The 25,989-nt window shown below is 44.9% G+C and carries 20 protein-coding genes and 1 pseudogene; 6 read left to right on the top strand and 15 right to left on the bottom strand.

Features of this window, described 5'->3' with window-relative positions; translation table 11 throughout:
- The 3 genes and pseudogenes from VL525_RS18500 to VL525_RS22850 all read right to left on the bottom strand — a co-directional run.
- Positions 1 to 675: pseudogene (locus VL525_RS18500) on the bottom strand (hypothetical protein); the annotation flags it as partial.
- A 673-nt stretch (positions 676 to 1,348) separates the two neighbouring features.
- Positions 1,349 to 2,662, bottom strand: a complete 1,314-nt coding sequence (locus tag VL525_RS18495) for a TlpA disulfide reductase family protein (RefSeq protein WP_325388520.1) — start codon at positions 2,660 to 2,662, stop codon at positions 1,349 to 1,351.
- 60 nt (positions 2,663 to 2,722) lie between these two features.
- Complete coding sequence (locus VL525_RS22850) at positions 2,723 to 2,923, bottom strand: bacteriocin-like protein (protein ID WP_414684789.1); 201 nt, start codon at positions 2,921 to 2,923, stop codon at positions 2,723 to 2,725.
- Positions 2,924 to 3,283: 360 nt separating this feature from the next.
- On the opposite strand from VL525_RS22850, the gene VL525_RS18490 reads away from it, so the two are divergent.
- Both VL525_RS18490 and VL525_RS18485 read left to right on the top strand, forming a co-directional pair.
- Positions 3,284 to 5,050, top strand: coding sequence for a DUF885 domain-containing protein (locus VL525_RS18490; RefSeq protein WP_325388519.1), 1,767 nt, complete (start codon positions 3,284 to 3,286; stop codon positions 5,048 to 5,050).
- A gap of 238 nt (positions 5,051 to 5,288) precedes the next feature.
- On the top strand, positions 5,289 to 6,209 hold the full coding sequence (locus VL525_RS18485) for a DUF6263 family protein (RefSeq protein WP_325388518.1): 921 nt from the start codon (positions 5,289 to 5,291) through the stop codon (positions 6,207 to 6,209).
- A gap of 507 nt (positions 6,210 to 6,716) precedes the next feature.
- Here VL525_RS18485 and VL525_RS18480 read toward each other — a convergent pair.
- A complete protein-coding gene (locus tag VL525_RS18480; RefSeq protein ID WP_325388517.1) occupies positions 6,717 to 6,899 on the bottom strand; it encodes a hypothetical protein in 183 nt (60 codons plus the stop codon).
- 526 nt (positions 6,900 to 7,425) lie between these two features.
- Between VL525_RS18480 and ligA the strand changes: the two genes are divergently transcribed.
- The 3 genes from ligA to VL525_RS18465 all read left to right on the top strand — a co-directional run bounded on the left by ligA (position 7,426) and on the right by VL525_RS18465 (position 12,950).
- On the top strand, positions 7,426 to 9,438 hold the full coding sequence (gene ligA, locus VL525_RS18475; protein WP_325388516.1) for an NAD-dependent DNA ligase LigA: 2,013 nt from the start codon (positions 7,426 to 7,428) through the stop codon (positions 9,436 to 9,438).
- A gap of 388 nt (positions 9,439 to 9,826) precedes the next feature.
- On the top strand, positions 9,827 to 10,129 hold the full coding sequence (locus tag VL525_RS18470) for a GIY-YIG nuclease family protein (RefSeq protein WP_325388515.1): 303 nt from the start codon (positions 9,827 to 9,829) through the stop codon (positions 10,127 to 10,129).
- 370 nt (positions 10,130 to 10,499) lie between these two features.
- Positions 10,500 to 12,950, top strand: coding sequence for a DUF5686 and carboxypeptidase regulatory-like domain-containing protein (locus VL525_RS18465; RefSeq protein WP_325388514.1), 2,451 nt, complete (start codon positions 10,500 to 10,502; stop codon positions 12,948 to 12,950).
- Between the two features lie 91 nt (positions 12,951 to 13,041).
- On the opposite strand, the gene VL525_RS18460 is transcribed toward VL525_RS18465, so the two are convergent.
- The 4 genes from VL525_RS18460 to VL525_RS18445 all read right to left on the bottom strand — a co-directional run bounded on the left by VL525_RS18460 (position 13,042) and on the right by VL525_RS18445 (position 16,075).
- Positions 13,042 to 13,305 (bottom strand): type II toxin-antitoxin system RelE/ParE family toxin, encoded by a 264-nt coding sequence (locus VL525_RS18460; protein ID WP_325388513.1) that lies wholly within the window; start codon positions 13,303 to 13,305, stop codon positions 13,042 to 13,044.
- Positions 13,302 to 13,496, bottom strand: a complete 195-nt coding sequence (locus VL525_RS18455) for a hypothetical protein (protein ID WP_325388512.1) — start codon at positions 13,494 to 13,496, stop codon at positions 13,302 to 13,304. Before VL525_RS18455 ends, VL525_RS18460 begins: the two co-directional genes overlap by 4 nt.
- 115 nt (positions 13,497 to 13,611) lie before the next feature.
- On the bottom strand, positions 13,612 to 14,472 hold the full coding sequence (locus VL525_RS18450; protein WP_325388511.1) for a sugar phosphate isomerase/epimerase family protein: 861 nt from the start codon (positions 14,470 to 14,472) through the stop codon (positions 13,612 to 13,614).
- A gap of 7 nt (positions 14,473 to 14,479) precedes the next feature.
- Complete coding sequence (locus VL525_RS18445) at positions 14,480 to 16,075, bottom strand: Gfo/Idh/MocA family protein (RefSeq protein ID WP_325388510.1); 1,596 nt, start codon at positions 16,073 to 16,075, stop codon at positions 14,480 to 14,482.
- Between the two features lie 212 nt (positions 16,076 to 16,287).
- Here VL525_RS18445 and dapA point away from each other — a divergent pair, with 212 nt between their 5' ends.
- Positions 16,288 to 17,187, top strand: coding sequence for a 4-hydroxy-tetrahydrodipicolinate synthase (gene dapA, locus VL525_RS18440; RefSeq protein ID WP_325388509.1), 900 nt, complete (start codon positions 16,288 to 16,290; stop codon positions 17,185 to 17,187).
- A gap of 34 nt (positions 17,188 to 17,221) precedes the next feature.
- Here the strand turns inward: dapA and VL525_RS18435 are convergent, their stop codons facing one another.
- The 7 genes from VL525_RS18435 to murC form a co-directional block, all read right to left on the bottom strand.
- The gene (locus tag VL525_RS18435) at positions 17,222 to 17,398 is read right to left on the bottom strand and encodes a histone H1 (protein WP_147031674.1); all 177 of its coding nucleotides are present in this window, start codon (positions 17,396 to 17,398) and stop codon (positions 17,222 to 17,224) included.
- A gap of 317 nt (positions 17,399 to 17,715) precedes the next feature.
- Positions 17,716 to 19,140, bottom strand: a complete 1,425-nt coding sequence (locus VL525_RS18430; protein ID WP_414684791.1) for a glycoside hydrolase family 125 protein — start codon at positions 19,138 to 19,140, stop codon at positions 17,716 to 17,718.
- 86 nt (positions 19,141 to 19,226) lie between these two features.
- On the bottom strand, positions 19,227 to 20,471 hold the full coding sequence (locus VL525_RS18425) for an aminotransferase class I/II-fold pyridoxal phosphate-dependent enzyme (RefSeq protein ID WP_325388507.1): 1,245 nt from the start codon (positions 20,469 to 20,471) through the stop codon (positions 19,227 to 19,229).
- A gap of 218 nt (positions 20,472 to 20,689) precedes the next feature.
- Positions 20,690 to 22,285: a cell division protein FtsZ gene (ftsZ, locus tag VL525_RS18420; protein ID WP_325388506.1), complete on the bottom strand. Its 1,596-nt coding sequence runs from the start codon at positions 22,283 to 22,285 to the stop codon at positions 20,690 to 20,692.
- 136 nt (positions 22,286 to 22,421) lie between these two features.
- Positions 22,422 to 23,762, bottom strand: coding sequence for a cell division protein FtsA (ftsA, locus tag VL525_RS18415; RefSeq protein ID WP_325388505.1), 1,341 nt, complete (start codon positions 23,760 to 23,762; stop codon positions 22,422 to 22,424).
- Between the two features lies 1 nt (position 23,763).
- Entirely contained in the window at positions 23,764 to 24,621 is an 858-nt protein-coding gene (locus VL525_RS18410) for a cell division protein FtsQ (RefSeq protein ID WP_325388504.1), read from the bottom strand.
- Positions 24,614 to 25,969 (bottom strand): UDP-N-acetylmuramate--L-alanine ligase, encoded by a 1,356-nt coding sequence (gene murC / locus VL525_RS18405; protein ID WP_325388503.1) that lies wholly within the window; start codon positions 25,967 to 25,969, stop codon positions 24,614 to 24,616. The genes VL525_RS18410 and murC overlap by 8 nt, the downstream gene beginning before the upstream one ends.
- Positions 25,970 to 25,989: the final 20 nt, after the last annotated feature.

The raw sequence follows: 25,989 nt of genomic DNA, 5'->3' as shown, positions 1-25,989 counted from the left end.
TTCGCCGGGTAAGGTGATAATGGCTTTATAGGTTTTGCCGGCTTCTGGTATGAGTGCAAATGTTCCCATGCCCAGGTGTTGGGTGGTAAAGTCGGCTACTACATTACCGGTATTGTCTTGTACGGTTCCTTTGATGTTTTCACCAAGCCCGTTTGTCCCGGTGCATTTGACGGCTACCCTTGACCGTACGCCGTTCACCAATTCGCCGCCTTCGGGGAAGAACTGGATATCGGGCTGTTCTGTGGTTGCTTTGTTAGTCGTTTGCGGGGCGATGCCGCCTATCCTGATCTTTTGCTCATCGATGTATTCCGGCTTGTTTTGCATCCAGCGGGTGTAGGCGCGCAGGCGGTAGGTGCCTTGTTTCAAATTATGTTCCAGCGGTATTTCGCTCCAGCTGACGCCGGAGGCCAGCGGCAGGGCTTGCCGCGTTACCAGTGAGTCTTTCGGGCTGATGAGTTCGACATAAAGGACGCCGCTTAGTGCCGATAACTGGTGCTTTTGACCGATGACGGTATAGGCTTTGTACCAGATGGTGTCGCCGAAAGCGTAGTTGGGTTTGTCTAAGTGCAGGTAGATTTTTTCTTGTGCGGGCTGGCGGGTGAGGGTTGCGGTGGCGCGGCTGAGGAAGGCGCTATCAATTTGGGCAGCGGCAGAAAAACAACTAAATAATCCCATTATCAATAGCAACCGATACATTATATTTTTCGATTAGTTAGCAGTTTGATTTAATTAGTCAGCAGTCAGCTTTACGCCAAGCTATCGGAGCCCAATTTTTTTACGATGCGTCACTAGAGCCAAGCAGATATATAAACTCGCGTTTGAAGTTGCAAAGCTCGCCCAACCAATGGAGATTGAAGCCACGGCCACAATTTTTATTCACTAATCGTAGGCAACTGGCGCAGGAACCCATTCGTTAGGCTTGTTTGTAACACGAAAAAGACATGGTAGCAGAGTTGCTTTCTTACAAGTAATTCATATTCCAACAAATCCCTCCATACTATAGTATGGAGGGTACTGATCGTGTCTTGTTTTACCCACAAGAAAACGCTTGATGCGTAGTTGATCCATCCGCGTTTGTTGTACTTGACGAACAACCTTCATTATCCACCGACACGCAACTGCTCCCTGAACAAGTGACGCTTGAACCATCCGAACAACTTGCAGTACAGTCTGCAGGTTGCCCTACTCTACCGACAATCCGGCGCATATCGTTTCTGTCAAGCTTAACGAATTTTTCCATAACTCTATCTATTAGATTAACAATTTATATCGAAACCAAGCCCCGATATTTAGGCTGCATTTGTCTTTTAGGTAAATGCTACTTAATTGCTGGTCAACAAATACTTTCTTAATTAGATACTATTTTTGTTATTTTTTCCAAGTCTTCATCACTATCACCTGAAAAAAGCAGCCGGCCTGTTTGGTCGTACAAGCGATATGTCGGGTAAGACTGTACGTCCAATGCCTTAACTAAGCCATCGGGACTACCTCGGTCAATAAAATAACTACTCCAATTAATTTGATTTTTTTCATCAAAGCTGTCCACGGCTGCTTCCTGATAGTCATAAGCAATGCTTATGACTATTAATTTCTCCTTATATCTACTCTGAATATCTTTTATATGAGGAATTTTTTCTATACATGGCTTACACCATGTTCCCCAATAATCAACTAAAATATACTTATTGGAGTTGAGAAAGGGCTTCAATGATTCTATTTTTTTTGTTTTTACATTGCTCAAAAACATTGAAAATGTTGTATCGTTATGTCTTAATGGTGGAGAATGGTAAGTTATAAAAGCATTGATTTTTATATCATTTAGTTTTCTTACTGAATCGACTATTAATGAAATCTCATCATTATTGTATTCATCATTTAGTCCATATATTTTTTTCGATATTACACCGCGATCTTCGACCCTAAATTGGAGTGTCTGAATCTCATTACTAAACTGTTTTGATTCAAAAAAAAGATTATATCTCCTTTCTAATATCGAACATGAACCTTCCCAATCTTCGTTTCTGAGAAGGTAAAAACTAGTGAGCTTTTTTTGTTCATTGGGGTATTTATTGAAAGGCGGAAGTGGCACAATCCGAACGAACAAGGTTCTCTCCGAATCAAAGGATTTTTGCCTTAACACAATATCATTTCTGACCTTATCAAAAGTTTGATCTTTAATAAATTCGGCTATGTCGGATTGGGTAAATCTAAAAATTTCATTTTCTGAAATATCTCCGCTCTGATCTGCATCCGCCAGAATTATTTTGTTATCGTTTTCGTCGATTCCAGCTACGAAATGTATAATAGACGATCCAAATGTCTTTAGATTAGTCGCCATTAAGCTGGAATCTATTTTATAATGAGTATATAGTTTTAATCTTTTTATAAATTCGGCGCTATCTAATTCACCAGCTTTGTGCTTCCGAAAAACCTCTTCAATAGGCGCGATGTATGTATAATAGCGATTGTAAAATTTAAAATGAATACTATTTGGAATCTTTAAAGCACTTGAGTCTTCATCTGAAACAGGCTTACTTGAAGTAGACTGTGGTACTCGTCCTAATTTCTTTTCCAGGCTGATTTCAATATGTTGAGCACATAAGCAAATGCTTTTAAGCATGAAAGCGCTAAGTATTATGCTCCTCAATATATATTCTTTCATAAATACGTTTTCCTACAATTTGGCGCCAAGGGTTACCTACCGTTAACGCCAAATTAATGTTTATAAATCTGCACAACTATGCGAATCAGCGGTACCGGCGCTAGTTACCGCGTTGCAACCAGTTCCGTCCTGGGCGTAACAATCGGTTCCAGTGCATGTCACAGTCTTATTATCACCACAACTCGCGGAACAGGAGCCTGTAGTGACGCCCCCCTTAATTACTCTCATCTGATCGCGATTTAATCGCTTAAAATTTTTCATTTTAGTATAGTAAATTAAAAATATATTCCCGACACTAAGCCCCGGTAAATAGGCCACATGTATTATCAAAGTGCATGCTCCTTCATTTTGGCCAAAAAATATCTTATTGCTTATAAAGCATTGATTTAAATATAATTGCCCGGTGAACGGGATTATTCAAAAGCATAGGTTCAGATAATGTGCCTAATTTATGACCTCTATTTTCCCCGGTCAACCCGTGTTTTCACCGTATTTTTAAAAACGGACGAATAAGTATGTGCAGCCGTTAAAGGCTCGTTTAATAATTTTACTCCTCTATTTTACTTTGCCTTTGTGCAAATTGTTTTTAAGTTTATCCATCCAAGTTAAAATCCATCCGACGTGATAAAAAAGATAACGATCTTATTCCTGCTGACCTCCACCCTTATTGCATGTAAAAAAGACTCAACCGGGCCTTTGCAGGGTAGTATAGACGATGCCGCCTTCAACGATTATGAAAAGCATTTTCTCGACGAGTTTTGGAAACTGAATCCCGACTGGGCTACCAGCGTCGGTTATCATAAATACGACAGTGTATTGCTGGTTCCTGATAAGAAGAACCGGGAAAAGCTGATCAAATTTGCTAAAGTCCAGCTGGATTCACTTGGCCGCTATAACGCCGCTAATTTCCTGGAGTCGAACAAAATGGACTACGCCATTATGCAAAACCAGATGCAGTACATGGTATGGCGCGAACAGCAATTAAAAGCTTACGAATGGGACCCGTCATCATACAATGTCATCGGTACTTTTGCCTATATCCTGAACGAACATTATGCCCCGCTTGCCAAACGTTTAACCAGTTTTTATGAAAAAATGTCGGCCATCCCGGCCTTTTACAAAGAGGCTGAAAAACAGATAAAAAACCCCGTTACCGAGCTTACAGAACTGGCCATAGATCAGCATCTTGGTGGTGTAAGCGTGTTTGAAACGGACTTTGCCGACTCGCTCAAAAAAACAAATATCCCCGAGGCGACCAAAAAACTGATGCTCGACCGGGCAAAACTATCTGCTGATGCCATCAAAGGGTTTGCCGATTTTCTAAAGAACCTGAAAAATGACAAGCCCCGCAGTTTCAGGCTGGGTAAGGACCTTTACGAAGATAAATTCAAATACGAGATACAATCGGCAAAAACAGCGCAGCAGATCTACAACGCGGCTGTCGACCGTAAAAAAGCCGTACACCACGAAATGGCGAAGATCAGCGTTAAGCTATGGCCGAAGTATTTCGGAACAACACCTATGCCCGCCGACACGCTGGAACTGATCGGCAAAATGATCGATACATTATCGTCAAAACACGTACAGCCAGGCGAGTTCCAAAGCGCTATTGAACAGGAGCTGCCAAAGCTTACCGCGTTTGTAACCCAGAAGGATCTGCTTACGCTCGACCCGACCAAGCCGCTGATGGTGCGTAAAGAACCGGCTTATATGGCGGGCGTTGCGGGCGCATCAATGAGTTCGCCGGGACCATACGACGCCGGACAGAACTCGTATTTTAATGTAGGCAGTCTTTCAGGGTGGTCGCCGGACCGCTCTGAGAGTTACCTGCGGGAGTATAACGATTATATTTTACAGATACTCTGCATCCACGAGGCCATACCCGGTCATTATGTACAATTGGTATACGCCAATAAAGCACCCAGTATGATCAAATCCATCTTCGGCAATGGTGCTATGGTGGAAGGATGGGCCGTATATAGCGAACAAATGATGCTGGACGCCGGTTTTGGCGATAACTCGCCCGAAATGTGGCTGATGTGGTACAAATGGAACCTGCGCTCGGTATGTAATACGATATTGGACTACAGTGTGCATTGCCTTAATCTTTCCAGGCAACAGGCTATAACTATGCTCACCCGTGAGGCCTTTCAGCAGCAGGCAGAAGCAGACAACAAGTGGAAGCGCGTAAGCGTATCGAGCGTGCAACTGGATAGTTATTATACCGGCTACAAAGAGATCATAGACCTGCGCGATGATTATAAGAGCAAAATGGGTGATAAGTATAACCAGAAGGATTTCAATGAGCGGTTTTTGAGTTACGGAAACGCGCCGGTTAAGCTGATAAAAGAAGCCATGCTGGCTAAGGAAGCTCCCGCTCAGCATTAAGCCGGCATTCCCTGAAAAATGTACAGCGATAAATAAAATTTATCGCTGTTTTTTTATTGTATCAATTTAAACGCCACCTTAATCTTAATCCTTACAAAAATACTTTACACCAGTTGAAACTTTTTTTCCCGTAACGTGTTGTCAGATAGAAATTTACGCGAAACCCTAATGGACCCTGTTCGTATAAATATATTAATAATCAACGGCTTAGGCGTTCAAACGGTTTCTTACCCCTGTCATGAAAAAACTTATATCACTTAGCATACTGTTGCTTACGGGCATATACTCCTTTGCACAAAAATCAACCCTGGCGCTGCACCTAACCAAAGGTAACACCTATTATATGGTCACCAATACCAATATGGCGGTCAGCCAAACCATCAGTGGCCAGTTTCAAAATGTTAATTCCACCATTACGGCAAAAATGGCGTTCACGGTAACTGCTGTTATGGATACCGCCTATGCCATGCAGGTGCGATACGACCGTATAGGCATGCAAATGAGCCTGCCCGGCGGCACTATAAACTTTGAATCCGACAAAAAGGACCCAAATGATATCTTCTCGGTTATTATGGGCAACATGATCAACAAACCATTTTCGATAGTAATGTCCAAAACGGGGAAATTGCTAACGATAAGCAATACCGGGGCCCTGTCAAATGGATTGTTTGAAGGGGTAACGCAATTATCGAATGAGCAAATGACCCAGTTCAGGGAGCAACTGATGACGTCTTTCGGCCCTAAAGCATTCAAAAGCAATATGGAGGTCGGCACGGCTGTCTTTCCGGATGTGAAGGTTGCCAAGCATGATCAATGGTCGGTAAATACCGATATGCAAACAGCCATGCAAACCAAAATGACCACGACCTTTACTTTGAATGATATTACCGCAAGCGCCTATATGGTACATGGCGAATCGGTGATCTCGCCGTCAAATAACACAGAGTTTACTGAAATGAATGGCATGCCGATGAAATATAACATCAACGGCGTTTCGCAATACGACCTGAAAATTGACCGGGAAAGTGGCTGGATAGCGGAGGCACGTATAAACCAGGTAATTAAAGGTAACGTGGAGATCAAGGATAACCCCAAACTGCCCGGCGGCATGATCATCCCGATGACGATCACCGACGACCAGACGATCAGCGACAATTAGCCCTGATTTATGCGTTCGTTTCCCGGTTTAAAATGTGTTCACACACTGGCGCCTTTGCCATGCAAAAACGCCAACAAAAAGCACTGTAAATCAACAATTTACTTAGCAAATACGGCTAAATACGGCACGTTAAACAAATAAACTCGCCGTAAGTCATTAACCATCAGCCAATTAAGCGCTTATAGTATGTGCGCTTTTTTCATCATTTAAAGCATTAATAATCAAATAGTTAAAATGTGACAATCAAAAAAGTGGCTCATTTTTAACATTTCCGTGAACACCCGGGCGCGGGGACCTCAATGCCAGGTGATTAGAAGTTGACGAGATGCGCCATGCCCCTTAATATGCAACTTTCTGATTATCAAATCATTAAATAACCAGCGACATCATTGCACCATCATCTTCTTGCTGATTTAAAATACCACCGAATTAGCCATTGATTTACAGGAAGTTAGGCAGCATCAGCATCTTCTGCCGGCTTAATAATCTGTTAACAGAAGGATACTATTAATTAGCCCGGGCCAGTTTAGCTTCGCGGGCGGCATCAATCGAAATGGTGTTCAACATCACTTCAAGCACGTTTTGCTCCAGGTCGGCGACGGCAATGCCAGAAAGCACGAAGCCGGGCGTTTTACTGATGATGCACATGGCAAACTCAAACGAAGCGCCCTGTTTTGTAATGATGTCCACTACTAAATTTGTCCAGTAAGAATTGTTAACTGTTTTCATGTCCGAAGCCCTCCCGCACGTTAATTAATAATTAATTGTTTATGAATAGTGAAACGAGGTTTGCCGCCGATAAGTTACAGTTGTTATGAAAAATAAATAAGGGTTAAAGGAAAAAGTAAAAGTTGCGTTAGGGACGGAAAGGGATACCGGCGGGTGCCTAGTGCCCAATGTCATTAAGTTAAGGGAAAGATACAGGAATAATAATATCGAATAATGAATTTTGAATATCGAACGTCGAAGTTTTTACTTCATTATTCAGCATTCGGTGTTCGATATTAAAACCCCTTAACTTAATGACATTGGCCTAATACCTTGTGACGTATGAGTGAACGGCCCGAGCCTGCCTGCCGGCGGGCAGGGTACGAGGGAAACGCCCCGATTGTCTGAACGCGAATTTAGGGAATTCACCATTGACTATTGACTATTGACTATTGACTATTGACTAATGACTATTGACTAATGACCACCGACTCCCTATCTTCGCTCCATGTCATTTGAGGAAGCAAAAAAACGTACCGCGGCGCTATCGGCCCAGTTAAAGGAGCATAGTTATAAATATTATGTGCTGGCCATGCCGTCTGTCTCGGATTTTGAATTTGATAAGCTGCTGGAAGAACTGGTATCGCTGGAAACGCAATACCCCGAGCTGATAGATCCGGATTCGCCCACTCAGAACGTAGGCGGGTTTATTACCAAAGAGTTCCAGACAATAAAACACCGCTGGCCCATGCTGTCGCTGGGCAATACCTATAATGAACAGGAACTGATCGACTTTGACCAGCGCATCAAAAAGGCTATTGGCGACAATTTTGAATATGTGTGCGAACTGAAGTTCGACGGCCTGTCAATGAGCCTGACCTATGAGAAGGGCCACCTGGTACGTGCAGTTACCCGCGGCGACGGTACGCAGGGTGACGAAGTGACCACCAACGTAAAAACCATCCGCAGTATACCCAAGCGCCTGCATGATGGTAACTACCCGGATGATTTCGAAATTCGCGGTGAAGTGTTTATGCACCTGAAAGCCTTTGACCGGCTGAACGAGGAGCGCATTGAGAACGGAGAGCCGCCTTATGCCAACCCGAGAAATTTTGCGTCGGGCACTATCAAATTGCAGGACTCGGCCGAAGTGGCAAAACGTCCGCTGGATAGCTTTATGTATTTTTTGTACACCGAACGACGGCTATTTGCAACTCATTGGGAAAGCCTGCAGGAGGTAAAAAGCTGGGGTTTCCCGGTGAACAGCGAGAGCAGGCTGTGCAGCAATATCGATGAAGTACTGAAATTCATCAGCGATTGGGAAAGTAAACGTTTCAACCTCTCGTATGACATTGATGGTATTGTGATTAAAGTGAACAGCTATGCGCAGCAAGAGGAACTGGGCTTTACTGCTAAATCGCCGCGCTGGGCCATCGCTTATAAATACAAAGCGCAGCAAGTAGAAACCGAGCTGCAAAGCGTAAGCTACCAGGTGGGCCGTACAGGAGCGGTAACGCCGGTTGCCAATTTAAAACCGATATTTTTAGCCGGAACAACCGTAAAACGCGCCACGCTGCATAACGCGAATGAGATCGTCCGGCTTGACCTGCACGAGGGCGACTCGGTGTACGTGGAAAAAGGCGGCGAAATTATCCCGAAGATCATCAGCGTGAACCTGGAAAAACGCAAGCCAGGCGCCGCACCCATCAAATACATTACCAATTGCCCGGTATGCGGCACCACGCTGGAACGCAAAGAAGGCGAAGCGGCCTTTTATTGCCCCAACGATGAAGGCTGCGCCCCGCAGATCGTCGGTAAGATGCAGCACTTTACAGGTCGTAAGGTGATGAATATTGACGGGCTGGGCGACGAGACGATAGAGACGCTGTATGAAAAGGGCTTTATCTGCCACATCAGTGATATTTACGACCTGCATACCAAAGCCGATCAGCTAAAAACGATGGAACGTTTTGGCGAAAAATCGATCAACAACATGCTGGATGGTATTGAAAAATCGAAGCAGCAGCCCTTTGAGAAAGTGCTGTTCGGTTTAGGCATACGGTATGTTGGTGCCACCGTAGCTAAGAAGCTGGCGACGTATTTTAAGTCGATAGATGCTTTGATGGCTGCTTCATTTGATGAATTGAATGCTGTGGAGGAAATAGGGGACCGCATTGCCAAAAGCGTAATAGAATATTTCGACGACCCGCAGCACCGGGCGGAAATTGAAAAGCTGAAAGCCCAGGGCCTGCAGTTTACAGCCGAGGAAAAGGAGGTGGTGCTGGCAAGCGACAAATTAGCCGGCAAAAGCTTTATCATTTCCGGAACGTTCGAAAAATCGCGCGACGAACTGAAAGACATCATCGAGCAGAACGGCGGCAAAATATTAAGCAGCATATCGGCCAAGCTGGATTACCTGGTGGCGGGAGATAATATGGGTCCGGCGAAATTGGAAAAGGCGACAAAATTGAATATACCGATCATTAGTGATGAGAAGTTGATGGGGATGCTGGAACAATAAAGTTGTCATTTCGAACGAGGAACGAGGAGAAATCTTATAAAAGAGGACGGCGGCTATGCAAGTAGCCAACTTACATAGTGTATAAGATCTCTCACTATCGTTCGGGATGACATGAGTTTTAGAAAAAAGAGAATGTCATTTCAAACGAGGAACGAGGAGAAATCTTATAAAAGAGGACGGCGATTATGCATGTAGCCAGCTTGTATAGTGTATAAGATCTCTCACTGTCGTTCGAGATGACATGAGTGTTAGAAAAAATAGAATGTCATTTCGAACGAGGAACGAGGAGAAATCTTATAAAAGCGGACGGTGATTATGCATGTAGTCAACTTATATAGCGTATAAGATCTCTCACTATCGTTCGAGATGACATGGATTATTCTAATATATGTGGAACTACAACTTCTATATCTACATAACAACCAACCCGGAGAAAACTGTAATATATGTTGGCGTTACTAACGACCTGCGCATAAGGTTACATCAACACTATGAAAACAGGGGCAAGAAAAATTCATTCGCCGGAAAATACTATTGTTATAATTTGGTTTATTACGAACACTTCCATCATATCGAGCATGCCATTGATAGGGAAAAAGAGATCAAAAAATGGCGCCGGGCAAAGAAGATTGCCTTAATAGAATCCGTGAATCCGGAGTGGCGATTTTTGAATAATGATATATCAGATTAAAATTACAAGTTGTCATTTCAAATGAGGAACGAGAGAAATATCTTATACACGCCGACAGAAAGCTATGCATGTAGCCAACTCACATAGTTTATAAGATCTCTCACTAGCGTTCGAGATGACAGGACTTAACAAAATAAACAAAAATGTCATTTCGAACGAGGAACGAGAGAGAAATCTTATTAAAGCGGACTGCTGCTATGCCTGAAGCCTGCTTAAATAGTGTATAAGATCTCTCACTAGCGTTCGAGATGACAAGGGTTAAAAAAATGACATCTTTTTTAATCCAGAAATCTTGTTTTAACACTAATTAACACCTCGCCCCTCGTAACTATTCCAAATTAAATCCATCTTAGCATAAAGTCTGCTGCGTATGAGATTTGCCTTACCTGTTTTTATTTTTCTGTTCATTTGCACTGCTGCATCGGCACAAGTAACGCTGAGCGGCAAGATAACCGACCAAAACGGCAACGCCGTACCCTTTGCAAGCATTTATGTTAAAACCACCACCAAAGGTACCTCGGCAAACAGCGAGGGCGAATACACACTCAAACTGCAGCCGGGTCAATATGAAATTCAATACCGCGCCGTGGGCTACAAGCAGGAAAGCCGCAAGGTTGACCTGAAAACAAACACTTCTCTCAATATCACGCTCAATGCCGAAGTATATCAATTAAATGATGTAACCATCAGCGCCAAAGGCGAAGACCCGGCCTATGCCATCATCAGGAAAGCAATACGTAAACGCAAAGCCCATTTAAGCGAGATCAAAGCGTACACGTGCGATGTGTATATCAAAGGTTTGCAGAAGCTTGTAGCCGCCCCGAAGAAATTTATGGGCGCTGATATTAACCAACTGGGTAAAGAGATCGGCCTCGACTCGAACAGGCGCGGCATTGTTTACCTGTCTGAATCCGAATCAAAACTCAGCTATAAATACCCCGGCCAATTGCACGAGGAAATGATCTCGTCCAAATTCTCGGGCAGCAACCGCATGTTCAGCTTTAACCGGGCAACGGACGCGAAAGTGAACCTTTATGAGAATTTCCAGGATTGGCAGGGCTTGAGTAACCGGCCGCTGGTGTCGCCCGTTTCGGACAATGCCCTGTTTTACTATAAATATAAGTTGATGGGTACCTCGACAGAAAATGGTGTGCTCATCAACAAAATACGGGTCACGCCAAAACGGGGTCACGACCCATGCTTTGACGGCTTTATTTACATCATCGACGGCAGCTGGCGGATCTATGCGCTCGACCTGTATATTACGAGTCGTGCCAACATTAATTTTGCCGATACATTGCGTATCAACCAACAGTTTATGCCGGTCGATTCCAATAAATGGATGCAGTCGTCTAATAAATTTGAGTTTAGTGGTGGCTTGTTCGGTTTCAGGCTGAAGGGTTATTTCATTTCGGTTTATAAGGACTACGACCTTAATCCAGCCTTCAAAAAGCACGAATTCAACGAACTGCTGAACATCCCGCAAAAGGTAAGTAAAAACGATACCGCTTTCTGGAATAAAGAAAGGCCTATCCCGCTAACCCTGGAAGAACGGACAGACTATCAGAAAAAGGAAAAGCTGGCGGCAAAAAGGGAATCGAAAGCCTACCTGGATTCGCTGGACAAGGCGACCAATAAAGTGACACCTACCGGACTGCTGTTAACCGGTATCAATATCATCGACCGGTATAAACACTCTTTTTATCACCTCGACCCATTAGTAACGTCGATACAATACAACACGGTTGAGGGACCCGTTTTAAATTATGGCTTCAGTTACCGCAAACAGGCGGACAGCAACAGCAGGAAGTTTGTTGCGTTTGGCGCGAAGGTACGGTATGGCTTTTCAAATCATTTGTTTAATGCCAGTGCTAACACTACCCTGCCGGTTGGGAATTTTTACCTGAACCTGAGTGGTGGTACGGATGTAGTTGACCTGAATAATCATGAACCTATTTCGCCATTTGTCAATTCAATTTATACACTGTTCGAGCGCGAAAACTACGAGAAGTTATACCAGAAAAAGTTTGCAGCGGCATCGCTTTCAGGCAGGATAACCGGCGGCTGGCAGGCAAGCGCATCCGTGGAATGGGCCGACAGGAAATGGCTGCCGAATGCGACCAGTTACAGTTTTTTCCATCCCGGCGATCATGAATTTACATCCAACAACCCGCTAACCCCGGGACTGGATCAGCCGTTGTTCCCGCAGAATCAGTCGTTCAAAGTAACGGTGAGAACGACCTATGATTTCAGTAATAAGTATGAGACCTATCCTTTCGGTCGCCGTTATGTCCCATCGGATTACCCGACCATCGGCTTAACCTTTACCAAAGGCATCAAAAATATCTTTGGTTCCGATGTAGACTATAGCTTGCTTTCTGCCGATATCAGCAAGCAGGATATCAGCATGGGAATGTACGGGCACACTTCGTTCTTCATCGGTGCGGGCAAATTCTTAAATGCAAACAGCCTGTATTATCCCGATTTTAAGCAGTTCAGTGGTAACCAGGTAGTGGCTTACAAAAGCGGTATCAACAGCTTTTTACTGCTCGATTATTACCAGTTCAGCACGCCTGATAAGTATATCGAGGCACACCTGGAACACAACTTTTCCGGCTTCATCACCAACAAAATACCACTGATCCGCAAATTGAAACTACAGGAGATCGTCGACTTCAATTACCTGTCAACCCCGCAATTGAAAAATTACATGGAACTGGGTGTAGGTCTGCAATATTTTGGCTTCAGGGTGATGTACGGCACATCGTTTAACAGCGGCAGTAATATTAAGAATGGCTTGAGGATTGGGGTGAGTTTTTAAGTATAACATTGCGCTCGTCTGCGACGAATACTTAAAACGGAATAATGCTTGTATTGCGATCAACAAGAAGCGTCGTAGGTGCAGAACGATATTACCTATCGTAAATATCTTTCCTATGACCTATCCTTCTTATTTCAACAATCCTGATTATGTCATCTATGCAATATAACACACGATAATCTCCCACTCTGATGCGCCAAATATCTTCGGATTCACCTTTCAATTTTTTGCAGCCAACAGGTCTGGGATTTTCCTTAAGGTGGTCGATGGCTTCTACAATTTGAAGATTATCTTTTACAGGCAGAGTTGCCAGTTCCTTAAACGCCTTTTTGGCAATAGCTATTTTATAGCTCATAATTTGCCGGTGGATTTTAAATCCTCCTTAGCTTTCTCCCAATCTATCATCTCATCGTCTTTGCGGCTTTCAGCTATTAAAGCATCAATAAAATCATGTACATCATCCTCATGCTCTTCAATCGTTTTCAAGTCGATCACAACTGCTTTTTTGCGATTGTAATTATCAGTTATGTAACTTATACCTTCCATGATTACTTTTTTATAAAATTAAGCAAAATTCATAAAAAACCCACTTTACCGTAAACGGCAAAGTGGGTCGACGAACATAGCTATCGGGATCAGCGGTGAGTCAACGACTTGTGTCCTATCCAAGCAACCCGTGTATGTACGCTGCGCTGTCCTTATAAGTATCAAAATCCATTTCGACAAAGAAGTTCTTCACTCCGCCTGTTTTTGCCGCTGCGAAAAACTCTTTCCAATCGATAACGCCCTGCCCTACCGGCACTTGCTTTTTGTCGGCCGTCCAATCAGATAAATGAGCAGAAATGAACCTGCCCGGATATTTCTTAAAGTAATCCGATGCTTTGTAACCTAATTTGATCACTTCGGTCTGGAACTGCATTTTCACCAGGCCGCCATCCAACGCGCCCATAATGGCATCATAGATCAATTCGCCATCCAGCATTTTAAATTCACCTTCATGGTTATGCAGGCCGGTAGCCATCCCTTCGCCTTTTATCTTTGCGGCTATGGTATTTAATTCGCCGCAGGCCTGCTTAAAATCAGCTATTGTTTTCCCGGGTGTTTCCAGTCCGGGAGTAACCATTTGCGTCAGGCCAAGGCCGTGTGCAAAATCAATACACTCGCCAAAATTATTCTTCAGGTTGCCCATCCCAAAGTGGCAGCTTGGGCATTTCATCCCGGCATCTTCTATCATTTTACGCAAATCGGCAGCCTTCACATCTACCAGCGGGGCAAAACCTGCACCGGCATAACCTTTGGGGTAACACATTTCGGTATATTGATAGCCCAGGCCGGCCATTGTTTTCATGGCGCCTGCAAAATCTTTTGCTACCATATCCCTTATCGGGAAGGTCTGGAAACCTATCGGGTGCTTATATCTTCCTGCTGCGTCGGCTTTTAATAAGTCAGGCAGCAGCAGCATTGCCCCCAGCCCTACCGAGCTTTGAGCAATAAATTTTCTCCTGTTTAAGTTTTTCATCATACCAGTTTTAAATAGTTGCAGGGTCCCAGCCGGTCCTGTAATCGCGCTTCAGGTATTTATTAGCGTCGGCAATATTGGTTATCTGTTTGCTTGCAGCATCGTACTTCAGCAAATGGCCTACCCGCAGCGAAGTCGCGTAAAAATTCACTGCTTCCGTCAAGCCTTCTGCTTCAGGGAAACTGCCGGGGTATTGCGTGCCGCTTTTGCAGCTATTAGCAAACAAGGTCAGCGCGTCCACCATCTTATTTTGCGCATACGAATTAACTGCCTGCGTAGGAGCCGATACCGGTTTTTTCTTCTTCGAGAACAGCCTTGGGTTCTGGATGTTAAACCCGGCCAAAATTTTTCCTTTTTCACCCACAAACATCATCCCCTCGGCGGGCAGCTCTTCGTTGTTAGCTATCAACTCATCAGGCAACGCAGGTCGTATGCCGCCATCATACCAGATCAGGTCAATGGCGGGGCGATCGCCATTTTCAGGATATTTAAACCGTACCGAACTACCCATCGGGAACGAAAAATCGTTGTGTACCTGGTGGGGCACAACCCCGCTCATGGTGACAAAGTGGGTAAGGTTAGGTTCGATAACAGTCGGCGAAGTTAATTGCAGGGCATTAAACACCGTCCATAAACTGTAGTGCCCCATATCAGCCATCGACCCCCCGCCGAAATCATACCATCCGCGGAAGACCATATTGGTATACTCGGGTGAATATGGCCGGTTAGCTTCAGGGCCAAGCCACAGGTCCCAGTTCAGGCCATCCGGAATTGGCACAGTGTCGGTAGGCAGGGTTGGATATTGCGGCCATACCGGGCGGTTGGTCCAGTTATGCACCTCTTTCAGTTTGCCTATTTTGCCATGGTTTATCCACTCCATCACCTGGTCCATTGATCCGTTCGAATCCCAGGGGATCAGGTGTGTTACAATATTCGTTTTTTGGCGCGCCAGTTCTATCACTGCTTTCCCTTCCAGCAAACGGTTGGAAACAGGCTTATGCATCAGCACATGCTTGTTCCTTTTCAACGCAGCAATGGCAAACAAGCCGTGCAGGTGATCGGGCGTCATGATCTTGACCGCATCTACATCTTTTTCCTTCTCCAGCAATTCGCGATAATCCTCGTAGGCATTGCATCCTTTAAAATTATCGCCGCCGCGCTTATTGCTGTAAAAACTATCAACTATATCTTTACCGTTATCACGCCCGCCGGGAATAGTATTATCTCCCCCAGGGTTCCAGTCCGGCTTTCCAATGGCATTCCTGATCTCGCTTTTAAGGCCATTTGGCGACCAGTCCCTATAACCGATAGCACTTTTATTGGGGTCGCAAACTGCAACTACCTGTACATTGGGTACGGCCAGCAGGGGCAGCATTTCCCTGAAACCCTGGGTGCCGCAACCAACATAAGCCAGCGTTAGCTTATCGCTTGGCGCAATAAAGCCGTTGCCGCCAAGCACATATCTTGGGACAATGCTAAAAGCCAATGCCCCTGTTGCGGCGGTTTTGATAAATTTCCGGCGATCGATGTGCGAAGCACCGGCTTCAGATTTCTCTTCGCCGGCAGCCGGCAAACCATTACCATTTTGAGTAAGCTCTTTTTTCATTTTAGGTGGGTTTATAATTGGTGAGAAGAATAGCAATATTAAAATTGACAGAAAAAAAGGAATATAACAATCTATTTTTCGAAATTATAGGGTAATGCCACGAATCTGTTACACAATTCCCACCTATTTTATCGACTATAGGTAAACTAACTTAAACATTCGGTTGCCTGTAAAAACAAATTATTATCTTAGCGTCCTTTTTTATAACGACCATGAACAAATTTTTCGGCACAGGCGTAGCTATGGCAACCCCTTTCCAGACAGACGGGCAGGTGGATTACAATGCGCTGCGCGATCTCATCAATTATTTAATAGACGGCGGGGTTGAATACCTCGTTTCCCTTGGCACAACCGGCGAGAGCGTTACATTAAGTAAGGATGAGAAGAAGAAGGTGTGGGCCTTTACCGCCGAAGTAAACAACGGTCGCGTTCCGCTGGTAGCCGGCATTGGTGGTAATAACACCTATGAAGTTGTTAACGAAGTAAAAAGTTTCGATACCACAGGTTATGATGCCATCCTTTCGGCCAGCCCGAATTATAACAAACCAACCCAGGAAGGCATTTACCAGCATTACAAAGCGATAGCCGAAGCATCGCCCCTGCCCGTTATCTTATATAATGTACCAAGCCGTACAGGCAGCAACGTATCGGCTGAAACTACGGTAAGGCTTGCGCAAGATTTCAAAAATATCATTGGCATGAAGGAAGCGTCAGGTAATTTCGACCAGCTGAACCAGATCATGCGCGACAAACCGGAAGATTTCCTGCTGATATCCGGCGACGACCCAATCAGCCTGCCGATGATCGCATTAGGCGGCGCGGGGGTTATTTCGGTAGTTGGCAATGCCCTGCCGCGGCAATTCTCGGATATGATCCGGCTTTGTTTGAAGGGTGATTTCAAATCGGCTCAAAAAGGGCATTCCTCCATGATAGAGTTTACCCGCATGATGTTTGCCGAAGGCAGTCCGGCCGGCGTAAAAACTGCGCTTAAGGCGCTTGGTGTTTGCGGCGATACCGTACGCCTTCCATTGGTGCAGGTAAGCAGCACCCTTGCTGATAAGATCATTAAAGAAACCCAAAAACTGGACCAAATAAAAAGCCCGCAGGGTTAGTACGGGCTTTTAAGTGATAAAGTAAAGCTATACTTTATGCTTTGTTTTTTGATTCCTGAATTTCCAGGCGGATGGCTTGGGCTAAGTTCTTAAGATCTTGCATTCCTTTACGAACACGGGTTCCGGCCGCGCTGTTTCCTTTGTTGTAGAATTTGTCAGCATCAGCTTCTAAAGACGCAACAAGGTTTTTTACATCAGTAAATTTTTTCATTTGAGTTACTCCTTTTAAATATTGAGGTTTATTGTTTTAATTAAAGCTAATCTAAATCCTTTTTATTAAAAAAAAAACTTTTAACTATAAAAAATAATGCCTTAACAGTGGTTTTTTTCCACATTTTGAATATCTACATACCCCGTAGACAATTTTAATATTGAATAATACTTATAATCAAAAAATCATAAGTATTATACTATTTCAGTATTGAAGAATTATTTACCCAGCAATTAAATATAACACCAATTTTACATTAAATGCATTTAGAGGCATATTAATTTAAAATATCCATTATGCCAATAACAAAACAATAGTTATATAACCTGTTTTAATATTTGCGGGTGATTTTGATGGATTTTAATGATCAATTCGCCAAAAAGCGTGTTTGCCCAGGCAAACCACTTGCGCGTAAAGTCGGCCGGGTTATCTTTATTGAACGATTCGTGCATAAAACCGGTGCCGGCATGGGTGTTTTTTAACCATTTGAGGCAGGTTACTATCTCAGCATCGCTGGTTGAGGTGATCGCGCGGATAATAATACTCATGGGCCATATATAGCCAAGCCCAACATGCGGCCCGCCTATGCCTTCGGCAGCTTTACCCCTGAAGAAATAAGGATTGGCGGTGCTTAATACAAATTTACGTGTTGCCTGGTAAAGCGGGTCGCCTACCTTCATAGCACCTAAGTAAGGCAGTGCCAGCAAACTTGGCACATTGGCATCGTCCATAAACGATTGGTTGCCGTAGCCATCCACCTCATAAGCCAGTATATTACCGTAAACAGCGTGGTGCCCTACAGCATATTTTTGCAAAGCAGTATAAACTTCTGTAGCCAGTGCGCGGCATTCTTTGGCTGTAACGTGGTCATGGGCTATAGTATCGAACATTTCGGCTAACTGTTTCAGGCTCAATACGGCAAAATAATTCGATGGTACCAGGAAAGGAAAAATAGTCGCATCATCCGATGGCCTGAACATGGAGCAGATCAAACCAACAGGCCGTATGGGATTGCCGTAACCACCGTTCGGCACCGTATCGCTGGCAACTTCCGTCCTGCGCTGGAAGTGATAAGGCCCGTGATTCTTTTTGCGCTGCTGGGTTTTAAAGGTATGCAATATCAGCTTACCCGCATTTTGCCAGTCGGCATCAAAAAAGCTGCTGTCGCCGCTTATTTTCCAGTAATTGTAAGCCAGCCTTACCGGGTAACAAAGCGAATCGACCTCCCACTTGCGCTCGTGCAGTTCGGGCTTCATATCCGTGTTGTCTTTATCCCATTCGCTGCCCGTCGCCTTTTCATTAAAAGCATTGGCATAAGGGTCTATCTGTATACATTTACTCTGGCGGTTCAGTACGCCCAGTATCAGCGTTTTTAATTCCGCATCGCCTTTGATGAGCGGCAAATACGGCCAAACCTGCGCCGACGAATCTCGCAGCCACATGGCATCAATATCCCCTGTTATCACAAAGGTATCGGGCTTACCGTCTTTGTCTTTAAACTTAACCGTGGTGTCCAGTGTATTCGGGTAGCAGTTCTCAAAAAGCCAGGCTATTTGAGGGTCGCGAATCTCAGCTTTAATGTGGGTGATGGTACTTTCAACAGAGGTACTGGTAAACCGGCGCAAATTGGGGCTGATGCGCTTAGTTTCCAATTGTTGAACATCGAACCAGTTTGGTCTCAGTCCAATTCCCATTCCGGCGGCGGTAACGCCATTTAATTTTATAAAGTCGCGACGGTTCAGCATAGCAAGGTAAATGTTGGTTGGTGTAAAAATAAAAAAGCCTTTCGTATAACCGAAAGGCTTTTAAAAATGTTTTAAGAAGTTATTTACGCCACCTCCATTTTATTTTCTTTATAATAACCGGCTTTTAACTTTTCGGCCATTTCGCTATAAGCATTCAATGTGCGCTGCACATCCTCTAAACTATGGGCAGCGGTAGGTATCAACCGGAGCAGGATCAACCCCTTAGGAATAACCGGGTAGATAACGATAGAACAGAATATCCCGTAATGTTCGCGGAAATCGCGGGTCAGTGCGGTAGCTTCGTACAGGTCGCCTTCTAAAAATACAGGGGTGACCATGGTATTGGTAACGCCCAAATTAAAGCCGCGCTCCCTTAAACCAGCCTGCAGGGCGTTGGATATTTCCCAAAGTTTTTCGCGCAGTTCAGGTTTAGATTTCAATAGTTCAAAGCGTTTTTTAAGGCCGAGTACCATTGGCATCGGCAGCGCCTTTGCAAATATCTGCGAGCGCATGTTGTAACGCAGGTAACCGATCACTTCCTTATCACCGGCCACAAAAGCACCTATCCCGGCCATCGATTTGGCAAAGGTTCCAAAGTAAACGTCTATACCTTCAACACAATCCTGTTCCTCGTGGGTACCGGCGCCCGTTTTTCCCATGGTACCAAAACCGTGGGCGTCATCCACCAATATCCTGAAATTGAACTTCTTTTTCAGTTCAACAACTTCCTTTAATTTCCCCTGCGCTCCCGACATGCCAAAAACGCCTTCGGTTATCAGCAATATGCCGCCACCGGTCTGTTCGGCCCATTTAGTGGCCCGCTCCAGTTGCTTTTCGCAGCTGTCCATATCGTTATGCTGATACACAAAGCGTTTGCCCATGTGCATACGCAAGCCATCGATGATACAGGCGTGAGATTCGGCATCATAAACAATAACATCGTTCCGGTCGACCAGCGAATCGATGATCGATACCATACCCTGGTAGCCGTAGTTCAGCAGGTAAGCATCTTCTTTACCAACAAAAGCAGCCAGGTCATTTTCCAGTTCCTCGTGGTGTATCGAATTGCCCGACATCATACGCGCACCCATTGGGTAAGCCATGCCGTAGTCGGCAGCAGCCTTTGCATCTGCTTCGCGAACTTCCGGATGATTTGCCAGCCCCAGGTAATTGTTCAGGCTCCAAACCAGGTGTTCTTTGCCATTAAATTGCATGTGGGGACCAATTTCACCCTCCAGCTTTGGGTATGAGAAATACCCGTGCGACCACTTTTGATGCTGACCAAGCGGCCCGCCCATTGTCTTCGATATCTTGTCAAACAGATCCAATGTATTGTCCTTTTTAATGTTAAAAATACAAATATAGCCCTAAAACGCCGCTTTACCAAAGCTTATAACTTTTTATAATAGGTTATAACGGCCCAGGCGATAGCAAATTGTTCATAGTTTATGGCTATTCATGCCATAAAACCTATTAAACCAAAAGAGACACAAAACTATGTGCCTCTTTATGATATTATATGCTATGAACTATGATCCATGAACTGTCAATCCACATTATCATGCAGAAAGGAGTTGTTGTTCTTGATCTCGATATTTCCTTCTTCATCCTGCAATAACGAGAATCTTGATACCTGGCTCTCGTCGGACGGAGGCGTTTGCTGTAAAGCTATCTCCTTACGTTTGTAAGCCGGCACATTCTCCAGTTCCTGTATATTTCCGTTGCGCAGTTTCATGCTCAGGTCTTTCAAGCGCATAATACGCTCGCGCGATTTACGCAACTGCTCTTCTATCGACTCGTCTGTTTTATGATCATCCGCCCCAACTACCGGTTCTGGTTCCGGCTCCGGAAGCGTTTCCTTCACAGGCTCGAACTGCATTACCGAGTCGGCTATCTTAAAGGTCATCTCTTCCATCGCTTCGGGTTCGGCCGGTGCAGGCTCTTCGGCCAGGTTGTACCTTACGGTGTCCGCATCGGCTGTTTCTTCCTTAGCGCCAAACAGGTCGAATAACCCGGTTTGCTTTTGCGGCTCCTCCTTGGCCTTCATGTATGGCTCATTGGCCGCTGCCTCAACCGGTTTAACATGGTTGATGAACTCATTAACAACAGGCTTAACCAAATTATTATTTTCAGGCACCAGGTGAGTTACAACTTTCTTGTTGATCTGCTCTTTTTCGCGTTCATCCTTGGTTTGGAAACCTGTAGCGATAATAGTCACCGAAAGCTTTTCGCCCAGCGCCTCGTCGCGGCAATTACCCCATATCAGGTCGGCAGCCAGACCGGCCTCTTCCTGTATAAAATCGGTTATCACGCTCACTTCGTCCATCGTCACCTCCTGTTCGCCCGAACTAATGTTCAGCAGGATATATCTTGCACCTTCTATCTCGTTATCCTTTAACAACGGTGATAACAGGGCGCCTTCCACTGCTTTCAGGGCACGGTTATCGCCTTCGGCCGATGCGCTGCCCATAATGGCTACGCCGCTGTCCTTCATTACGGTACGTACGTCTTTAAAGTCGACGTTGATATAGCCGGGCAGCGTGATGATCTCGGCTATGCCTTTGGCGGCCGTTGTCAAAATGTTATCCGCCTGTGCAAATGCCGAACCCAGTGTCAGGTTACCAAATACCTGGCGAAGCCTGTCGTTGGAAATTACCAGGAATGAATCGACGTATTTTTTAAGTTCTTCCAAACCTTCTTCGGCCTGCATTTTACGGCGCTTTCCTTCAAATGAGAAAGGCGTTGTAATAATACCCACAGTAAGGATATCCATCTCGCGTGCAGCTTTGGCTATGATGGGGCTTGCGCCCGTACCGGTACCGCCACCCATACCTGCCGTAATAAACAGCATTTTGGTGTTAGAACCAAGCATCAATTTAATATCGTCGATATTTTCTATAGCCGAATTTTTACCCACTTCAGGTATCGAACCTGCTCCCATCCCCTCGGTTAAACTGGCTCCCAACTGTACTTTATTAGGGATAGGGCTAAGCTCCAAAGCCTGTGCATCAGTATTACAAATGATGAAGTCAACACCTGTGATACCTTGCTTATACATGTGATTTACTGCGTTGCCACCGCCGCCGCCAACACCAATTACTTTGATGATGGACGACTTTTCTTTTAACATCTCAAACTGCATATTCCTAATTTTCAGCTAAATGTGACCGACCTATTATTAATTTAACCTATCTGTAATATTATTACTTTTTCCACAATGTTTTTCCACAATTGTCAATATTGTGGAAAAGTCATTGATTGTGAATAAATACCGCTTTTTACTTCAAGAAATCTTCGTCTTTGATGTCGTCCTTGATAAATTTCTTGCCTGTCTCCAGCAGTTTACCGAACAACCCAAAGCGTTTATCCTCGCTGTATTTAACCTTTTCAGTCTTCACCGTTGTATTCACGGGCACCTCGTTGTACTCCATTTTCTGGATGCCTTTTATCAGCAAACCGATACCTGTTGCAAACGTAGGGCTTTGTAATTCTTCATAAATTGGTTTTGGTAAAACCTCATTTTTAGCAAGGTGTTCGTTAGGATAACCTACTCGGCAATCCAGCCCGGTTACGTACTCCACCAACTGCGGTAAATGCTTCAACTGGGCGCCGCCACCTGTTATCACGATACCTGCTATCAGCTTTTTCTCGTAGCCGGATGATTTGATCTCGTAGTACACATGCTCTACTATCTCCTCCATCCTGGCCTGTATTACGTAAGCGAGGTTTTTTACCGATATTTCCTTTGGTTCGCGGCCACGCAAGCCGGGTACGCAAACTATCTCGTTCTCCTTATTTTCTTCAGCCAGGGCCGAACCAAATCTTACTTTCAGTTGCTCCGCGATGTTGCGCATTACCGAGCAGCCTTCGCGGATATCCTCGGTAACGCTGTTACCGCCAAAAGGGATAACCGCGGTATGGCGAATGATACCCTCATGGAATATGGCCACGTCTGTAGTACCGCCGCCAATATCCACCAGCACCACGCCTGCTTCTTTTTCCTCGTCGCTCAATACCGATTCGGAAGATGCCAATGGTTCCAGTATCAGTTCCTGGCTTTCCAGTTCGGCTTTATTGACACATTTCACAATATTTTTGATAGCCGTAACCTGGCCGGATATGATATGGAAGTTCGCTTCCAAACGCACCCCTGCCATGCCTATCGGATCTTTAATACCCGGCTCGTTATCTACCGTAAATTCCTGCGGCAGCACATGGATGATCTCTTCGCCCGGGGGCATCACCAGGTTGTACATATCTTCTACCAGCTTGTCTATATCCTTGCGACTGATCTCCGACTGCAGGTCGCGGCGGGTTATTAAACCACGGTGCTGCAGGCTTTTGATATGCTGCCCTGCAATACCCACGTTCACCACCCTTATCTCGACATTGGATTGCGTACCCGCGACATCAACCGCCTGGATAATTCCCTGCACGGTTTTATCTATATTAGATACCATACCACGGGTAACGCCGGCTGATTCGGCTTTACCAATGCCCAGCACTTCGATCTTGCCGTTTTTGCTGCGGCGACCAACGATGGCGCATATTTTGGTGGTACCAATGTCCAATCCAACTACAATTGGCGAACTTTTCTCTTGTGTCGAACTCTTGTCCATATTAATTTACTATTTGAGATGTGTCTTGTTTAAGTTTCATTGAATCGGCCCGGGCAACAGCCTTCAGCGAATCCTTTTTAAAATTATCGCTCTTAACACCCACTACCTGGTTGCCGTATTTGATGTTGATAGTTTTATACCTGTCCCAGCCAACCTGCGGTATGGCCTTTTTGTAAAAGGTATACAGGTTGGCAAACTTACTTTCCAGCGAGTCGGCATTGCCGAGCATAATGCGGTTGGTGCCTACCCGGGGTATCAGTTCTATCTCGTGGTTTTGATTCACATATATTTGCGCCACCTGTGCGCTCCAGAGCGAATCGCGGCTTATAAAGTTCGCCGCTTTTAGTATTTGTTTGGCTATATCGGTATGCAGTGTATCCACCTTTTTGCCAAATATCTCGTCGATGTAACCATTGGCCGCTATTACCCGCGCGGTAAAGTTATCCGACAGCGGTATTTTGAGGCCGTTCTGATCGATATAAAAGTTTTGATCGAACTGGTTCATCACCCTCACTACCGGCTGGCGCTGACTTATCTTAACCCTTATCACTCCGTCCATATCCGCATATACCATTGCCGATTCGATGAAAGGGTTGGCTTTCAGCTTTTCTTCCAGGTTGTGAATATCGATCTCATCCATCTTCCGCCCCACCAGTTTGTGGCGGTGTATCTTCAGGATATTATCCACTTCTTCCCTATCGATGAAATATTGATTGCCGGGGATATAAACCTTCACATCCTTGCAAACCACGCCCGCCTTTTTAAACTCGATGAAACTCATCAGCACAACCAGTCCACCCAGGGTAATAGCCCATGCCGAACCAATTAAAATATGCCGCCAGATGCGTTTCTTAAACATTTTCCAATACGTTTTTTAAGGGTTGAACCAACTGGTCGATATCGCCTGCGCCTACCGTTAAAAGTAACTCAGGTTTTTCAATTCGCACAAGCTCAACAACTTCTTGTTTTCCACATTTGCGCTTATTCAACATTTTCATCCTGTCCAGTATCATATCTGCGCTAACGCCTTCAATAGGAAGCTCCCGCGCCGGGTAAATATCCAGCATAAGCAGTTCGTCGCTCATATCCAGTACCTCGGCAAAGCCATCGGCAAAATCACGGGTACGGGTAAATAAATGGGGCTGAAAAATTGTTGTGAGTTTTTTGTGCGGATACAGTCTTTTTACCGAGGCGATAGCCGCACGCAGTTCCTCTGGATGATGGGCATAATCGTCGATATAGATATGCTCCTTCGTTTTTACGATATATTCGAACCGCCGCTTTACCCCTTTAAACGATTCCAGCGCACCTTTGATCAGATCGGGGTCGATGTTCAATTTAAGTGCTACCTCGATGGCTGCCGTCGCATTTTCTATATTATGAACACCGGCAATACCCAGTTTAATATCATTGATAGCGGTGTCGCTGTTCTTAAAATCAAAATAGAAATCGCCGTCTTCTACCCGGATATATTGCGCCTTCACGTCGGCCGGGCCTTGTCCGCTGTAAGTAATGCCACTCATCAGGGGCAGGTCCTCGTGAAATATCAATGTACCGTTCGGCTTGATCTGTGATGCGAATTGCCTGAACGACTCCGTAAGCTGGCTGTGGTTTCCATAAATATCGAGATGATCCGCATCCATTGATGTGATGACAGCGATATCGGGATATAACGTCAGGAATGAGCGGTCGTATTCGTCAGCTTCAACTACTACAATGTCGTTCTTACCAAACAGAACGTTGGTGTTGTAATTGGACGATATGCCACCAAGAAAGGCCGAGCAATCGGTTCCTGAATATTTCAGGATATGCGCTATCATGCACGAGGTGGTGGTTTTACCGTGTGTGCCGGCAACTGCAATGGTAAATTTGCTTTTGCTGATCATACCCAAAACCTGCGACCGCTTGTATAATGTAAACCCGCGGTCGCGGAAGTAATTGAATATTTCTGAAAAACGCGGAATGGCCGGCGTATAAATAACCAGGGTGCAGGCATCGGGAGTTTGAAAACTCATGGGTATCCAATCCTCGCGGTCGTCATAAATGATCCGTATACCTTCGTTATGCAGTTCCCTTGTCAGATCGGTGGATGTCCTGTCGTAACCACAAACAATGCATCCCAAATGGGCAAAGTAGCGGGCAAGGCCGCTCATCCCTATGCCGCCTATGCCTATTAAATACACCCTTTTTATGTTTTGGAGTTCCATTGACTTATGATTTCACTTTT

It is taken from the genome of Mucilaginibacter sp., assembly GCF_035492695.1.
In the GTDB taxonomy this organism is placed as follows: domain Bacteria; phylum Bacteroidota; class Bacteroidia; order Sphingobacteriales; family Sphingobacteriaceae; genus Mucilaginibacter.
Note: the sequence above shows the minus strand (reverse complement) of the source record. Positions and strands in the feature narration are given on the sequence as shown.